Here is a 16,864-nt window from a genome sequence, read left to right as displayed (position 1 = left end):
AAGGGATGAAGGAGTCTTTTCATGTTAAAAACTTTTAATCAATTTTTACAACGCTGGATGCCTCTGATTACACCGCTATCGGTCGTTATTGGGGTGGCGCTTTCAGATTGGCTAATCCCGTTAGAATATCTCGTGCCATGGATTTTTGCTTTTATGACCTTTGCAGGAAGTCTAGGGTCAAACTTTTCTGATTTGAAAAAGGTTATGCTTCATCCGTTGCCTTTGTTTATATGTTTATTGATTCTGCATATTGTCATGCCGGTAATTTGTTTTGGGGTCGGGAGTCTAGTTTTCTATGATGAACCTTACTTTGTGACCGGTCTTATTTTAGCATTTCTAGTTCCAACTGGGATTACGAGTTTAATATGGGTTTCGGTATATAAGGGGAATATTGTCTTAACGCTCTCCATTGTCTTAATAGATATGTTTCTGGCTCCGTTTCTAGTTCCGGCTATTTTAAATGTGTTTGTTGGTTCATCTGTGAATATGGACGGTGTGGATATGATGATTGGTTTGTTATGGATGGTTGTGATTCCGTCTGTTCTGGGTATGGCTCTGAATCAGATGACCAAAGGGAAGGTCAACGAGCAATTGGCACCCAATCTAGCCCCTTTTTCCAAGATTGGACTAGGTGCTGTGGTCATGATTAATAGTTCTCAAGCCGCCTCCTATTTTCTTAATATTAATTGGCAGTTAGTTCTAGTAGGAGTAGTTGTGTTTTTATTAGCTGCACTAGGCTATGTGTTGGGGTGGTTTGCATCCAAGGCACTTAAAGCTAATCAAGATACGGCTGTGACGCTGATCTTTAATAGTGGAATGCGTAATATCAGTACGGGAGCAGTAATTGCCATCACCTACTTCCCTGCAGCTGTGATCGTTCCAGTTGTTATGAGCATGCTATTTCAACAGGTCTTAGCCTCTCTTTCAGGTGGGCTATTAGATCGACTATACTCCATAACGTTTAATCGCAATGTATCACAAATAGAACAATAATCTCCCTTTAGCGCTTTAAAGCAGTTGGGGACAGTCCCCAGTCGCTTTAAAGTGTTAAAGGATTTATTTGGAAATTTGGTTTGGGTTATATGTTATGATGGGATTAGCATTTTTTGGGAAGGTGATCTTATTTCTACGGCAGCTAATGAACCGATTCTTTCGCTTGAAGGATTGGGGAAATCTTATGGCGCAAAGCGTGTATTAGATGGTATTGATTTAAATGTATATAAAGGGCAAATCATCGGCTATATCGGCCCAAATGGTGCGGGCAAGAGCACAACGGTGAAAATTATGCTTGGACTTGAGCAATCCTATTCAGGTAGAGTGAAAATTTTTGGACGGGATATTTCTGATGGTAATGTGGAATATAAGCAAAGAATAGGTTATGTACCTGAAATTGCGGAGCTTTATGACAATCTTACAGCTCACGAGTATTTAACGTTTATCGGCGAACTGTATGGATTAGATTTTGACGTAGCAAACCAAAAAGCTATCAGGCTCATGAAAATCTTCGGGTTGGAGGAGGCTTATCATAGTCGAATATCTTCCTTCTCCAAAGGAATGAAACAAAAGACTCTCATTATCTCAAGTCTATTACATAACCCAGACTTACTATTTTTAGATGAACCCATTGGTGGACTCGATGCTAATAGTGTGATGGTATTCAAAGAGGTGCTCGCCCAGCTTGCAGCACAAGGTAAAACCATTTTTTACTCCTCACACATCATGGATGTTGTGGAGAAGATAAGCAATCGTATTATTCTACTCAATGGTGGCCAAATTGTTGCAGATGGTAGCTTTGAAGATTTACAGGCACACAACCAGGAAGGAACGTTGGAGGAAATCTTTAATCAATTAACAGGCTTTGATGAGCATAAAGGATTGGCTGAAGAGTTTGTCTCCATCGTTCAGGAGTCGTGATTGACATGAAAGACTACCTGACACTAAGGTTTTTCGACAAATTTAAGTGGATTTTTACTAGATTTGGCGTGGACTACCCCGTGATGAGGAGGATTCTACAAGTCAAACTCACCATGGACCAACGAAGGGTGCCTACACTTTTCAATCAGCCAAACCAAAAAAAGAAAAAGGATCAAAACTACTTTCTAAGGTCATTGTGGATGTACGTGTTTTTTGGACTTTTTCTCATACCATTTATGTTTTTGGGGGAAAATTATTTTTTTCAAATGAGTATAATGTTTGGCATCATGATGTTTATAATTATGACAGCAATGATTTCCGACTTCTCAACAGTTCTTTTGGATATTCGTGATCGAAATATTTTGTCCACAAAACCTGTGGATAAAATGACTATCAGTACCGCAAAGGCCTTACATATTTGTTCATATTTATTTTTATTAACAACAGCAGTCGTAGCAATTCCTTTTATTGTGGGCATATTTAGGCATGGACTTATGTTTTCAGTTCTTTTCCTATTGAATATTGTTTTAATTGATATCCTTGTTGTCGTGCTAACGGCCTTGCTATATATTCTGATTTTACGCCTTTTTGATGGAGAAAAATTGAAGGACATCATTAATTATGTACAGATTGGCCTTTCGATTACGATGGTAGTGGGCTATCAAATCTTGGCACGTGCATTTAATGTTGTTAATGTTGACATTACCTTTAACCCAGTTTGGTGGCACGTGTTCATTCCGCCTATGTGGTTTGCATCACCATTTGAGTTAGTGTTAGGTCAAAATGATGATCAGGTGTTTGTTATATTTACGGTCATCGCCGTTGCTGTCCCAATTGCAGCCTTACTTGTTTATATCAGGTCCATGTCAGCTTTTGAAATTAATTTACAGAAGCTTGCCAATCACGCTGTGAGCAAGGAGCCTAAACAAAAAACAGGGAAGGTGGGATTGCTAAAGCTAGTTTGCGCATCAAAGGAAGAAAGGGCATTTTTCCGCTTTGCGAGTTATATGATGAAAAATGAGCGAGAATTTCGGTTAAAGGTGTACCCTTCCTTAGGCTTTTCGCTCGTTTTTCCCTTTATCTTTATTTTTAATCAATTACAGGTGGAGAGTTTAGCGGAAATCGCCACGGGTAAATTGTATTTATCTTTATATTTTTGTTTCATTATGATTCCGACTGCAGTCATGATGCTAAAATACTCAGGAACTTACAAGGGCTCTTGGATCTATAAAACGATACCAATAAATGACTTAGAGCCACTATATAAAGGGACCTTAAAGGCTTTTATTATCAAGCTCCATATTCCGATTTACGTGGTTCTTAGTGCTATTTTTATTTGGTTATTCGGATTTCGTATTGTTCCGGACGTTATCGCTATTCTGTTAGGTTCATGTGTTTATATTGCGATATGCTTTACCATTCTGAAAGGATCACTTCCTTTTTCAGAGCCGTTTGATACTGCCCAACAAAAAGAGGGGTGGCTGACCCTTCCATATATGATATTAATCGGTGTATTTGCAATCGTGCACTTCTTAGCAACACTTTATGATTATGGAGTCTATATATATTTAATCATCTTACTGATAGCCAATACTATTGCATGGAAAAAGTTGTTCAAGGTAACGTGGTAAAAGTAAAAAAGGGCCCCTTTCCACTCCGGAAAGGGGCTTTGTCTATGAAATATTGGTTAACCTTAAGTGGGGAAGTTCTCGTTCATGTTTAGTCCATCACAGGGTATACGCCGTTTTCATCATGAACTTCTTTACCAGTTAGCGGCGGGTTGAATACACATACCATGCGCATATCTCCCTTTTCGCTAGCACGTAAAAGATGTTCATCATGTTCATCAAGAGCATAAAGAGTACCAGCCTTGATTGGCCAAATTTTGCCGTCCTTTAGGGTTTCTACTTCACCTTCACCCTCAATGCAGTATACTGCTTCAAGGTGATTTTGGTACCAAATATGAGTCTCAGTACCTGCTTTAATGATCGTGTCATTTACAGAGTACCCCATGTTATCTTTTTTAGTAAGAAGGCGTCGGCTTACCCAAGTACCACCATCTACATCATGTTCAGTTCCTTGAATGTCTTCTAGTTTTACTGTTTTCATCGATTAGTTCCTCCTCTAAATTAATTGAATACTGGCTCTTTTACTAATTTTCTTACACTTTGTTCGATAATGTCAAATCCTTTTTTCAATGTCTCATCATCGATATTAATAGCTGGGAATAACTTAAATACTTCATCGTTAAATCCTGAAGTCTCCATAATTAATCCTTGGTTAAAGGCCTCAGCTGCAACTTTGGATGCTAGCCCTTCAACATCGCTCGCGATTCCTGCCATTAAACCACGACCACGAACTTCTCCCTTTAATTCAGGATATTTTTTGTTTAGGTTTTCTAAGAATTCACGAGTGAGCTTTCCTTTTCGTTGCACTTCTTTTTCAAATTTCGGGTCCGCCCAATAGTCTAGGGCAGCTGTAGCTGTAACAAATGCGTGGTTATTTCCACGGAAAGTTCCGTTATGCTCACCTGGATTCCAAACATCTAGCTCAGGGCGGAATAAGGTAATAGCAAATGGAACGCCATAACCACTTAGGGATTTGGACATACAAACGATATCAGGCTTAATCCCAGCTGGTTCGAAACTAAAGAATGTTCCTGTGCGTCCTACACCAGCTTGAACATCATCGATAATAAACAAAATGTCCCAACGCTTACAAAGCTCATCTAAACGTTTCAGCCACTCGAAACGAGCAACATTAATTCCGCCTTCACCTTGAACTGTTTCCACGATAACGGCTGCTGGGATATCAACTCCACTACCGCCATCCTCTAAGAAACGCTCGAAGTACTCTAATGTATCCATGTCCTCATTGACATAATTGTCAAAAGGCATTGTGACAGCATTTTGTAGTGGAACTCCAGCACCCTTACGTTTAGAGGCGTTTCCTGTTACAGAAAGTGAACCAATGGTCATGCCGTGGAAACCGTTCGTAAAGCTAATGATATCCGTACGACCTGTTACCTTTCGAGCAAGCTTCAGGGCACTCTCAACTGTATTTGTACCTGTTGGACCAGGGAACATAATTTTATAATCAAGTTTTCTAGGCTTTAAAATCACATCGTTAAATTTTTGGATAAATTCCCCTTTAGCTGTTGAAGCTTTATCTAGTGAATGAGTAATTCCGTCATTTTGAATATACTCAATCAATTTCGCTTTCATTTTGTCATCATTGTGGCCATAGTTTAATGCACCAGCGCCGGAGAAGAAGTCAATGTATTCGCGCCCCTCTTCATCCCACATTTTTGATCCTTTAGCTTTGTTGAAAACAGTTGGAAAGCTTCGGCAATAACTACGTACCTCTGATTCGTACTTTTCAAAAATGTTCATATTTGTGTTACCCAAATTTTTTCCTCCTTAATAAACTTTACCTATTTTAGATAGGTTTTAAAGTTAAGACCTTCTCGCATTCTATTTATTTATGAAAACTTTGTATGGTAAGAGTAATATGTTATCAACTTAAGAACTAAACAATTCTAATTAAGACCTTTCAAACGGCCCAATTAAAAAGCTAAGTTCTTCTTCATGGTCATCAGATGGAAATAGATCCTCAGTAAAGCATTCTGAGATTTTGCAATCGGTTTGATGATCACGGGCTAAACGCTTGAATAGGGATTGAGATGCCTTGTTTGATGGTGTTACGGTTGCCTCCAAGTAATTAACGTCTTTACAGGCTTGACGTTCAACTAAGGCATTTAATAGCTTGGATGCGATACCTTTACCGCGTTGTGAGGAATCAACCCCAATTTGCCAAACAAACACAACATCCTTCTTCTCAGGAGGGATAAATGCGGTAACAAACCCTACTAATTTACCATTTTCCTTTGCAACAACACATGTATCTGCGAAATATTCGCACATCATGATGTATTTGTACGCAGAGTTTTGGTCGAGTGACGAATTGTTCACTAATTCCCACATCGCTTTACCATCTTCTACACTCGGCTTCTCAAACGTAACCGAATCCTGTGTCGATGGCTCGAGAACAACTTGACTATTAATAATAGTAAATACTCCCTTCGTAAACGTTATTTTTCAAATCAAAATAAGTACATAATTAATCATAGTAATGACAGAAAATTTTATCAAATCACATTAATAATGATTAACAAGCATTATTTATGCTTTGTAATGATTAAACAAGTTAAGATAGTTGATTATTAAAAATGCTTACATATTGTTAGTTTTCCTAACGATTATTAGAGATATGGAAAAACACGCATAAAGTGAAAACATTCACATAAGAATACGCTTACTTTAGCGCTTTAAAGGATGTGGGGCCTGACCCCCGTCGCTTTAAAGTGTTAAAGCGAGGAACGTAATTCCCTAGCATGAATATGGTGTTTATAGGGTGGTGATATTCGTGCAGGGGCCATTTTTACTGCGACAAAATAAAGATTGGATAAAGCTGAGGAAAATTGATGATATCCCCAATAGTATAACGGCTATTTATATTGATCATCAGCTGACAGCTTTACTATATAAAGGGAATGAATTTCAAATGGGGAAGGGGCATCTCCCGCCTGGACAGCATCACTTGAGCGTTAAAACATTTCATCAAGCTTCAGGTTATCCCCCTCTCTATGAGCAGCAGTTTCGATTTGTCGTACTTGAACAGCAAAAGGGGAGTCGTCAACGAACCTTCAAACCAGGGGATGTTTTGGTTTCAAGTGATAACGTTATGCAACAAATGACAGGCTATATGGGTCATGCAGCGCTTGTAATCAATGAGAATGAGTTAATCGAAAGCCCAGGTGGTTATCCCGCAATCAAACAAGATACCATTCAACAGTTTTTAGAAAAGCATCCCGAGCATGCCCAATTCCGACCTATTCAAGAACAAATGGGAGTCGGTGCTGCAGAATTTGCTAAGCAATATTTAGCTACTTATGAAAAGAATTTGGAAAAAGGCGAGGAAAAGCCTGTTTTCTTCTTCTCCCTTTCAGAACTTACAAATCCATGGGCGTATGTTTATTGCTCCAAGCTCGTGTGGCTGAGCTACTACTATGGAGCTAATTTTGAAATGAAAAATGACCATTTATGGTTTTCACCTGAAGATTTATATACAGTATTAGGTGCCAGTTCTGAATTTGAAAAAGTGTATGAACATCCAAATGTTTTATTTAAGGTAGATACTTGATTTGTTGCAAAAAAGGACCCCACACATACGTTGTTAGGCCATAAGTGTGGGGTCTCTTTATGATTCTTGTAAACTCATGAAATTTGTGAAAATTTGTTTATTAGCGGGAATGTCCCTCACATTTTTCTCAATTTCTTTAATCGATAATTGTAAGTCATTTTCTAATAGAGTTTGATAATTCCTAATGAGCTGCATAAATATTGGGAAAGTCAGCTCAGGGTGAAACTGAACACCATAACAATAGGAATCCTCAATTTCATATGCTTGAACAAATTCTCCACCAGAAAATTTATGTGAGGAAATAATATTCACATTGTCTATTTTGATTTGATTGTAGTGAAATGAATAAGCAGGTAATTCCCCTTCATAACCTACAAATAAAGGACAGCTTTGCTTGTCCAGTTTAATCGTACTTACACCCATTTGAGGTTGATTTAAATACGTAACACTGCCCTTTTGCTGTGATTCTGCAATTAATTGGGCACCAAAACAAATACCTAGGAGCGGAATTTTTTTGGCTTGATCTACTTGCTTATTAAATGAAATTCGTTTTCTTACAAAGTCACGTGCTTCATTTACCCATGGAATATCAGCTGATGCTTCGGTCATTCCCCCAGATATAATCAAAGGCAAATTCGGGAGATCATCTAAACGCCAGCTATTTTCCTTTAATGAAACTACAATTGGCCGAAAGTTAAGTCGCTTCAACTGTTCTGCAATACCATAGCCGTATCCCTTATCATCTGCAACCACACCATCTGCTTCTAATATAATGACGTCTCCATCTTTTTCATTGATCCACGCCATGTTCATGCCCCCTTGTCTCTAGTAGCGTTGATCCTAGCTTTTACTCCTAAGAATTAAAAAGATAGATAACAAAGTAGCCAAGACCCCATTACCCAAAATAAATAGCTTCATATACGGGCTAAATTGAAAAATTTCTTGTGTGTAATCAATTATAATCGCAATGATTTGACTCATACTTAGAATGGTAATAAATAGTAAGACTACATTTAAGGTGTCGTCTCTTTGTTCCTTAAGTCGATGATACAAAAAGTCTAGCATATTTTCTACCAATGCCATTTTTTCTTGAACATTAGATAGCATATCCAAAGAGTTCCACCTTTTCTGCATTTCAACTAATAGATTTCGCTTTTCCGTATCAAAAGTTACTCGAATTTCTCTCGCATCATCAAGGATTTGATCAACATACTTATTGAAGAATCGAATTTCATATATATCCCTTTTCAGTCTTCTAAAGGATAATTTTTTACCATTACGACTAAAGGAGTATCTAGCTAAATCTACTATATTGGAAAGTAAATCAAAGCATTGCCAGTTTGATTGAGCAATTTCAACTAAACGAACATATTCTTTTACTTGTGTTTGTGTTTGTACATAATTTTTAGTAGTATCCTTTGTTAAAATGAGGGAATGTCCCCAACCAAAGTAGATGTACTTATCTTCATAAATAGATAGATCAACAATATCCTCTTTTTTTGATGGAGTTAGTATGTATTTGAAGGGTTGTCCAGGATTATCTAATTCAAAAAGACGCTCATCGTGAATATGATAAATTCGATGTGTCCAAGGTATACAGGCTTTTTCCTTATTCTCCTTTTTTAGTGTCGGCATAAAATCAAACGAAAACGCACTAATACTTAATTCTGATATAACCCGACTATATGCTTGTGTTAGTTCAAAACAAATATCTTCAAAATACACTTTAAATAATTTGTTGATGGATTCTGATATATGTTCAAGTTCAATTAAATTAAAGTCATCAATAGACTCAATCTGAATTTTAGCCGAACAAGTTCCAACACCGGATTCTCGAAAATAAAACCTTACCTTTTCAAATGACAAAGCATTTTGTGGTAGTTTATCACTAACCTTTTCCAAGATCGGGAATCCTTTTCCTTCAGTAGGAATCAACTCAGCGTAAATCAGGGAATTGCTTTGCCCTTGATTGGCAAAAACACCCTTAGCCTTTTTTAATTCATTCGAATCCTCTCTATTCCATTGTACTTTTGCGTTTAAGTTATGATTGGTTATCGGAATGCTATTTAATGAGTTTATGAGTTTGCTAGGTACATCTAATTCTTTATTAAACTTTAATTCATCAAGGTCTAGGAACACATATGTATGAAAAGGGGCGAAGATATATTCTGTTACCTTGGTGAGTGCTACATTTTGATCCTCTAATAAATTTGATCGTTCTTTTATTTGCAAGACAAACACCTCGCTTTACTGTTGGGTATATTTTACCATAAGTGACGATGTTGAGGGGGAAACAGTAAAGCTTTTAAGGTGTTTGGTGAGTAGCAGTTCGGTTTTTTATAACCGATCTTGGTCAATGATACGTAAAAAGGAAAAGGCCAGTAAAACAAGTATAAATACAGATGGCAAAGCGGCGATGATCGTAACGGTCTGTAATGCCTTTAATCCGCCAATAAACATGAGAGCAGTTGGCGGTAGAGCCAAACCAAAGGCCCAAAACAGTCGGTTCCATCGAACTGGATCATCATCCACTTGATTCTGCGTAACGGCCGCTAACATATATGAGGATGTATCGTATGTTGTCGCAATAAAAATAATAGATAGTACAGAGAATAACAATACGATAAAATCCCCGAATGGTAGCGAGTGAATAATGCTAACAATCGCTTCAGGACCATTCGCAACCTCTAAAATCGTAGACACCTGCAGCAAATCGTTTAATTGTAAATATAGACCATAGTTTCCGAGAATCGAATAAAATAACCAACAGCCTAACGAACCGAACCCAACAGCGCCTAAAATCATTTGCTTTAGCGTTCTTCCCCTAGAGATTTTGGCGATGAAAAGACCAATAAAGGGCGCAAATACAATCCACCAAGCCCAATAAAATAGTGTCCATTTTTCTGGAAATCCTGTATTCATAATAGGGTCAATCCATGTATTTAACCGAATAAAATGATCTGCAATTAACCCTATACTGTTGGTTGTCATTTTTAAAATGAACACGGTAGGACCTAATATGAAAACAAATGCCAATAAGAAAATGGCTAAATATACATTAATATCACTTAATCTTTTAATCCCTTTACTCAATCCAGAATAAACACTGATAGAAAAAATGATAGTACAAATAAGAAGAATTACAATATCCAATAAATAAGTATGGGGAACCCCTAACACGCGGTGAATCCCAGCTGATATCATCGGAATACTGAGTCCAAGGGTTGTCCCAGAGGCACCCAACAGACCAAACATAAACATCAAATCAATCGCTTTGCCTAAAAAGCCATTCGTATGATGCTTCAAAATGGGCTGACAGGCTTCGCTAATTTTAAGGATTTTCTTTCCCTTTACATGATATAAATAAGCCATTGGAATGGCTGGTAAGCAGTAAATGGCCCAGGCTGTTGGCCCCGAGTGAAACATGCCATAGGTTGCACTCCACTCAATGGCTTCAGCCGTACCAGCATCAAGTCCGAACGGCGGGGTTGCATAATAATAAGCCCACTCAATGGTTCCCCAATAAATGACGCCTCCACCAATACCTGCACAGAAGAGCATGGAAATCCAACTAAAGGTTGAAAAGGCGGGCTTTTCGTGTTTAGGACCTAGTTTAATCCGACCATAGCGGCTAAAAGCAATCCAACATAAAAAAAGAACGGATAAAAAACCAACCCAAAGGTAAAGGATGCCGATTTTATCCATTAATAGAGTGTGTGCTTGATCCAGCCACACTTCGGTTTGGTTAGGATATAAGAATATCGTCGAGCAAATCACAACTAGAAATCCAAAGGTAAGTACAAAAGTAGGCCAGTCGAGTACATTTTTTTTCAAATTCTGACACTCCTCAGTTTGTCCATATCTATGTTCAAGCATATGAACAAGCGTAAGGAATCATGACTGTAAAAAGATGAATCAACAAAGTCACCTACACGAAAAAAGGCTGTCTCATCTAATGTGAGACAGCCTCTTGTTTAGTGTCATGTATTTCCCGATTGCGAAACTTACGGTCATAAACTGACGTGGTAATGTAAGGAATAGTAAATAAAAAGATTAGGATGTAAAACAAAAATTGGATATGAAAATGGTCGACAATAAGCCCACCAAGTACAGGGCCAATCATTCTTCCTGCGGTGCTGACGCCATTGATAATGCCCTGATAGAACCCAGTTTTGCCTTTAGGTGCTAGCTGATCGGCGAGCGTTGGAACAGAGGGCCAAACGAGCATTTCACCTAAGGTTAAAATCACCATACCAGTAGCAAATTGGGCAAATGAATCAGCGAATGATACATAAATGAACGATAGCATGAAAATTGTATTTCCAATATAAATGTGCGTTTTTGGTGACGGGATCACACTCGCCACTAGTTTGACCAAAGGCTGCCCGGCTACAATTAACACACCATTAATAGTCCACAGTAAGCTGTAGCTACTAATCGAGATGCCTAAATCCTGTGTATAGGAGGAAATCGTCGTTTGCCACTGAACATAAGCGACCCAACAAATAAAGAATCCGATGCTTAATATAATAAGTGACTTGAAGGCTTCTTTATTGGCAATAGCGGTTGGCTGGTCAATCCCACCTGTATATGCAAAGTTATCAAGCTTATTTTCAATAGGTTTAAATTTAAACCATACAAGTAAAAAGAATATGAAAAAGGTAATCGCATTGGCGATAAAGATGTAAGAAAAAGAAAGAGCTGCAACAAATCCACCTAAGGATGCTCCGAGGGCAACCCCGAGGTTTTGGGCTACATAGATAGCGTTGAAGGCTCTTCTTCCTCCTTCTGGCCAAGCAGAGCTTGCTAATGCAAACATGGAAGGCTTCACCATTCCTGAGCCAAGCCCTATGAGCATGAGTAAAACGACATAAGGGACAATGCTGTTAAAAAAGGCTAGAATGGAGGCTGAAACCATCGCGATTGAGGTTCCGAGCATGATGGTTTTGTATCCGCCAAATTTATCAAATAAAGTTCCGCCCACTAGGTTTCCTAGAATCGCAAATCCCTGATTGAGCATTAAAATAACCCCTGCAAACGCAAGAGATTTTCCGAGTTCATTGTGCATATAAATTGTATTTAATGGCCATATAAATGAGGCCCCAGTTACATTGACCGTCATACCAATAATGAGTAACCAAATGTGTTTTGGCATTATACCACTCTTTTCTAGATGTTTAGGAGTACTAGAGAATACTAATACGGTTGAGGGGAAATTGCAATGGTTTTGTTTTGGTAAATTTATGAGTAGGGTGGATGGTGGGTGTGGCGGGGAGGGTGCTGAAGTAGGGAGTTTTTGGCTGAAGATGGGGATTGGGATGCTAAAGGTTGTTCTGAATGCTAAAGGTGGCTTGGAGGATGCTGAAGAATTGACGCGTTAGGCTAAAGTTTGGTGTCCTTTTGCTGGAGAGCGTGGCTCACATGCTGAAGGTGTGGAGTATGCTAAAGATTCCATTAATAAACTAAAGTGGACTGGCTTTTTGCTGAAGATGCCCGAAGATGCTGAAGAATACGTGTGTATAGCTAGAGTTCACTCGTGTTAGGCTGAAGCTACTTACAATTATGCTGAAGTCCATCAAAAGAAGCTGAAGATTCCCGTTCAGTATCATCTCACACCTTTGCGAAATCTGTAATTTGTTGCGCCTAAGCCTCAATTATTCTATTTATACCCTGTTATCTCCACATTTAAATTCATTCTAAATTAGAGCAAATATGTATATATGGCTCAATTCCCCGTCTAAAATTCATTTTCTGTCATTTTAAAAGTAGAACTTTAAAGCACCTTATTAATCTCAAAACCAAGTTTTCCCCATGTGACTTTTAAATTGTTTTGTTTATAAAATAAGGTACGTACACTGAGTTGTATGAGGATGAAAGTGATATTCTATATAAATTAAGGTAAAATATAGGGAGGTATGGAGATGGGAATTTGGGGGTTCATACATATATATGTATTATAATGACCACATCCCACCTCATATTTACATTATAAAAAAAGTTGTTTTTACAATATATGTGGAACATTTAAAAGGTTCTTTAAATGGATTGAACTTAAAGGATATTGCCAAAAATAAAGAAATTCTAGAATATAACTGGATACAGATGCAGGATGGAGGAATTAAAAAATTTAGGTAGGTGATAAAATGATATAACCTCTGTTTATCCAACTAGAACATTCAAGTTAATTTTGGAATTTGAAAAGAAAGAGTATCGTTTACTGGATAAAAAATTCTTAGAATCAGATAAAGGTGTATTGGCTGATATACGTGATAACATTGACTTGTTTTTAACAGTCGAAATAGATGAAACTGCTGGTACCGTTTACTGGGAGAATGGGGTTATTTTGATCAAGAGGTGTTATATCAGAACAGTGTAGATAAAGATAGATTCTCTGACGTAATTTGAGGGACAAGGGACCTGTCCCTCCGTCCCAAAGGAGGTTCATAATCAATTGGGAAATACATTAATTCTTGCTGAAAAGCCTTCTGTTGCGAAGAATATCGCCGAGGCATTACATATAAAGGGTAAACAAGACGGTTATTTTGAAGGGAATAACTATATTGTGACCTGGGCGTTTGGTCATTTGCTAGAGCTCTATGATGCAAAAGACTATGATTCTAAAATGGCTAAATGGCGGATGGAGAATTTTCCATTCATCCCAGCAAGCTTTCAATATAAAGTAAAAAGCAATCCAAAAAATCGCACTAAGCCTGATTTCGGTGCACAAAAACAATTAAAAACAGTTCATTCATTAATGAAGAGACGTGATGTGGAATCGATTGTATCTGCGTGTGACTATGACCGGGAAGGACAATTAATTGGAGATAGTATTATCTATAAACAAAAGCCCTCAAAGCCCGTATACCGCTTGCTATTAAATGAGTGGACACCAGAGGGGGTAAAAGAGGCGATTGGGAAGTTAAAGCCAAATGAAGAAATGCGTCCTTTGCTCCACGCTGGGATGAGTCGGCAATGGGCGGACTGGGTTATTGGGATTAACCTTACATCAGTTGCGACATTGAAGTTTCAAAAGGGGAAAGGTAAAGCGCTTAATATTGGTCGTGTGCTATTACCCACGTTGAAGATTATTTATGATCGCGATGAGGAGATTAAGCACTTTAAGCCAGAGGAGTATTTTAAATTAAACGCAACCTTTCTCACCAAGGATGAGCAGACTTATGAAGGTACATATGTGGATAATAAAAAGGAGAAGTTCAAAGACAGGGCTTCGTTAGATCAAATCCAGCAGCTTATTCACAATCAACAAGCTACCATTGTGGATAAACAAGTGGATAAGAAAAAAGAGTTTCCGCCGTTTCTCTTTAATCTATCAAACTTGCAAGGTTTTATTACTCATAAATATCGAGGTTGGTCTAGTGATAAGGTGTTGAAAGTCGCTCAATCACTCTATGAAAAGAAATTAATCACCTATCCACGCACATCAAGTGTCGCCTTAGATGAAAGCTTGGTAGGGAAAACGGCTAAGGTTTTAAAGGTTCATTCTGAGGGACTTCCCTATCAGGATGAAATCAAATTTATGAGGACTAAGCGGGTGTTTAATAATCAGAAAGTAGAGAGTCATAGCGCAATTATCCCGACCTATTTAAAACCAAAGCGACTGACTAGAGATGAAGAAATCATTCATACTGCGATTAAAAATCGTTTTATTATGCAGTTTATGCCCGTAGCTGAGTATGAGCAGACAAAGATCATCACCAAGATACAGGATGAGCAAGTGAAAGGGCACTTTTTATCAAAGGGTAAAGTTCAGTTAGTAGAAGGGTGGAAAAAAATAGAGAACATTGAATCGAAGGACACCATCCTTCCTAAGGTAAATCAGGATGACCAAGTTGAGGTGAAAGGGTCCAAGGTTACCTCCCATATGACCAAACCACCCAAACCACACACGGAAAAGACGCTGTTAAAGGTGATGGAGACCTGTGGGAGAAACGTTAAGGAAACGGATGATAGTGAGGAAATGCTAGGGAGTATTTTAGCTGGATATAGCATTGGCACACCGGCGACTAGAGCTGAAACGATTAAAAAACTTAAAGATATTGGCTACATTACCACAGATAAGAAAAATTTAGTTTGCACTTCTTTAGGCAACAGGCTTGTGGAGACTTTTCCAGTCAAAGACCTGTTTGACCTTGAATTTACCGGACGCTTAGAAAAAACATTGTCTGACATTGAGAAAAATAAGGTCCCGAGAAATGACTTTTTAAATCTTGTATTTTCCTTTACTCGCGAATCGGTTGAACAAATAAAAAATGAACAAGATATCATTATAAATGAAGTTTCATCGACCAGGAAAACAAATGAGGTGTTAGGAAAATGCCCTCTATGTGGACAAGGTGTAGTGGAAACGTCAAAAGGATTTGGCTGTAAGAATTGGAAAAAGGGCTGTAAATTCACTATCTGGAAAAACGATAAGTTCCTGGCTACTATGAAGAAAAAGCCGAACAAAACGATGGTGAAATCATTGTTGAAGAGCGATGTTGCCTATGTAAAAGGCTTAACGAGTAAAAAGGGTAAGAAGTTTAATGCCTACTTAAGGTATGAAAAAAATAAGGATAATGATTATTTTAGCTGGAAAATGGAATTTAAAAAATAATATGTTTGGAGAAGACAAGTGGAGGTGATATCTACTTGTCTTTTTTTGTTTGTTTTTGGCATGTGGGCGGAGACGGGAATATCTGAAGAAGTGACAGGAGTAATGGAGGTTGACGGAATAAAGGGCAAAATGACAGGATTAATTATTTCCCTCCACCCCTTTTTGCGCCGATTGGTTTGATAATCCATTTTCTTAAAGTATAATGTGGTACAAACCATTAAAGAAGGAATGAAAGCAGTGAATATGGAAGATAGACTACGTGAATTTAAGGAAAGTCAAAAAAACCGCGGTCGTTTACTCATTAGCTGTCCTGATCGGCCTGGAATCGTTGCTGCGGTTTCAAAGTTTTTGTTTCAGTTTGGTGCTAATATTTTGGAGTCAAATCAATATTCAACCAATCCTCAGGGTGGGACCTTTTTTATTCGACTGGAATTTGAATGTCCGGATTTAGCGGCAAAAGAAGCCATTTTAAAGAAGCGTTTTGAAGAGGTAGCTAAGAGCTTTTCCATGGACTGGCAAATGACAGCAGTTCAAAACGTGAAAAGGACAGCTATTTTCGTTTCAAAGGAATTACATTGCTTGAGGGAATTATTGTGGGAGTGGCAAACAGGAGATTTAATGACCGATATTGTCATGGTGGTAAGCAATCATGAAGAGGCAAGAGAAACAGTGGAATCCTTTCACATTCCTTTTCATTACATACCCGCAAATAGGGAAATTCGAGAGGAAGCGGAGGCAAAGCAGAAGCAGTTATTAAAGGAGTATGATGTGGATCTCATCGTTCTGGCACGCTATATGCAAATATTAACCCCATCCTTTGTAGAGGCTTATGAACGTAAAATTATAAATATCCATCACTCATTTTTGCCGGCATTCGTGGGTGCAAAGCCTTATGAAAGGGCATTTCAACGAGGGGTAAAATTAATCGGTGCGACCTCACATTATGTCACAAACGATTTAGACGAAGGGCCGATTATTGAACAGGATACGATGAGAGTGGATCACAAAGATCAAGTCCAGGATTTGAAAAAAATTGGAGCAAAAATTGAACGAAGCGTTTTAACCCGTGCTGTAAAATGGCATTTAGCGGATCGAATCATTGTCCATGAGAACAAGACAATTATATTTTAATAA

14 protein-coding genes are annotated in these 16,864 nt (G+C 38.1%); 7 read left to right on the top strand and 7 right to left on the bottom strand.

The window, feature by feature from the left end:
* Positions 1-21: 21 nt before the first annotated feature.
* From GH754_RS08405 to GH754_RS08395, 3 genes are all read left to right on the top strand, one after another.
* Positions 22-993, top strand: a complete 972-nt coding sequence (locus tag GH754_RS08405; protein ID WP_153728269.1) for a bile acid:sodium symporter family protein — start codon at positions 22-24, stop codon at positions 991-993.
* Between the two features lie 153 nt (positions 994-1,146).
* On the top strand, positions 1,147-1,914 hold the full coding sequence (locus GH754_RS08400; RefSeq protein ID WP_407690661.1) for an ABC transporter ATP-binding protein: 768 nt from the start codon (positions 1,147-1,149) through the stop codon (positions 1,912-1,914).
* A gap of 302 nt (positions 1,915-2,216) precedes the next feature.
* Entirely contained in the window at positions 2,217-3,545 is a 1,329-nt protein-coding gene (locus GH754_RS08395; RefSeq protein WP_323741921.1) for a hypothetical protein, read from the top strand.
* 88 nt (positions 3,546-3,633) lie between these two features.
* Here GH754_RS08395 and GH754_RS08390 read toward each other — a convergent pair whose 3' ends face one another.
* From GH754_RS08390 to ectA, 3 genes are all read right to left on the bottom strand, one after another.
* Complete coding sequence (locus tag GH754_RS08390; RefSeq protein ID WP_153728266.1) at positions 3,634-4,023, bottom strand: ectoine synthase; 390 nt, start codon at positions 4,021-4,023, stop codon at positions 3,634-3,636.
* 20 nt (positions 4,024-4,043) lie between these two features.
* A complete protein-coding gene (gene ectB, locus GH754_RS08385) occupies positions 4,044-5,306 on the bottom strand; it encodes a diaminobutyrate--2-oxoglutarate transaminase (protein ID WP_153728299.1) in 1,263 nt (420 codons plus the stop codon).
* Between the two features lie 150 nt (positions 5,307-5,456).
* Positions 5,457-5,981, bottom strand: a complete 525-nt coding sequence (gene ectA, locus GH754_RS08380) for a diaminobutyrate acetyltransferase (RefSeq protein WP_323741926.1) — start codon at positions 5,979-5,981, stop codon at positions 5,457-5,459.
* 358 nt (positions 5,982-6,339) lie between these two features.
* On the opposite strand from ectA, the gene GH754_RS08375 reads away from it, so the two are divergent.
* On the top strand, positions 6,340-7,116 hold the full coding sequence (locus tag GH754_RS08375) for a hypothetical protein (RefSeq protein WP_153728264.1): 777 nt from the start codon (positions 6,340-6,342) through the stop codon (positions 7,114-7,116).
* 57 nt (positions 7,117-7,173) lie between these two features.
* Here the strand turns inward: GH754_RS08375 and GH754_RS08370 are convergent, their stop codons facing one another.
* The 4 genes from GH754_RS08370 to GH754_RS08355 form a co-directional block, all read right to left on the bottom strand.
* Entirely contained in the window at positions 7,174-7,923 is a 750-nt protein-coding gene (locus tag GH754_RS08370) for a type 1 glutamine amidotransferase (RefSeq protein ID WP_194841315.1), read from the bottom strand.
* Between the two features lie 33 nt (positions 7,924-7,956).
* Entirely contained in the window at positions 7,957-9,348 is a 1,392-nt protein-coding gene (locus tag GH754_RS08365; protein ID WP_153728262.1) for a hypothetical protein, read from the bottom strand.
* A 105-nt stretch (positions 9,349-9,453) separates the two neighbouring features.
* Complete coding sequence (locus tag GH754_RS08360; protein WP_194841314.1) at positions 9,454-10,950, bottom strand: BCCT family transporter; 1,497 nt, start codon at positions 10,948-10,950, stop codon at positions 9,454-9,456.
* 118 nt (positions 10,951-11,068) lie between these two features.
* Complete coding sequence (locus tag GH754_RS08355; protein WP_153728260.1) at positions 11,069-12,271, bottom strand: MDR family MFS transporter; 1,203 nt, start codon at positions 12,269-12,271, stop codon at positions 11,069-11,071.
* Between GH754_RS08355 and GH754_RS08350 the strand changes: the two genes are divergently transcribed.
* The 3 genes from GH754_RS08350 (at position 12,258) to purU (ending at position 16,861) form a co-directional block, all read left to right on the top strand.
* Positions 12,258-12,497: a hypothetical protein gene (locus tag GH754_RS08350; RefSeq protein WP_153728259.1), complete on the top strand. Its 240-nt coding sequence runs from the start codon at positions 12,258-12,260 to the stop codon at positions 12,495-12,497. The genes GH754_RS08355 and GH754_RS08350 overlap by 14 nt on opposite strands.
* A gap of 1,070 nt (positions 12,498-13,567) precedes the next feature.
* Entirely contained in the window at positions 13,568-15,730 is a 2,163-nt protein-coding gene (locus GH754_RS08340) for a type IA DNA topoisomerase (RefSeq protein WP_153728257.1), read from the top strand.
* 228 nt (positions 15,731-15,958) lie between these two features.
* Positions 15,959-16,861 (top strand): formyltetrahydrofolate deformylase, encoded by a 903-nt coding sequence (purU, locus tag GH754_RS08335; RefSeq protein ID WP_153728256.1) that lies wholly within the window; start codon positions 15,959-15,961, stop codon positions 16,859-16,861.
* Positions 16,862-16,864 lie beyond the last annotated feature (3 nt).

It is taken from the genome of Salinibacillus xinjiangensis (assembly GCF_009649735.1).
In the GTDB taxonomy this organism is placed as follows: domain Bacteria; phylum Bacillota; class Bacilli; order Bacillales; family Alkalibacillaceae; genus Salinibacillus; species Salinibacillus xinjiangensis.
The sequence above is the reverse complement of the archived record's forward strand: the minus strand, read 5'-3'. Positions and strand labels throughout refer to the sequence as shown.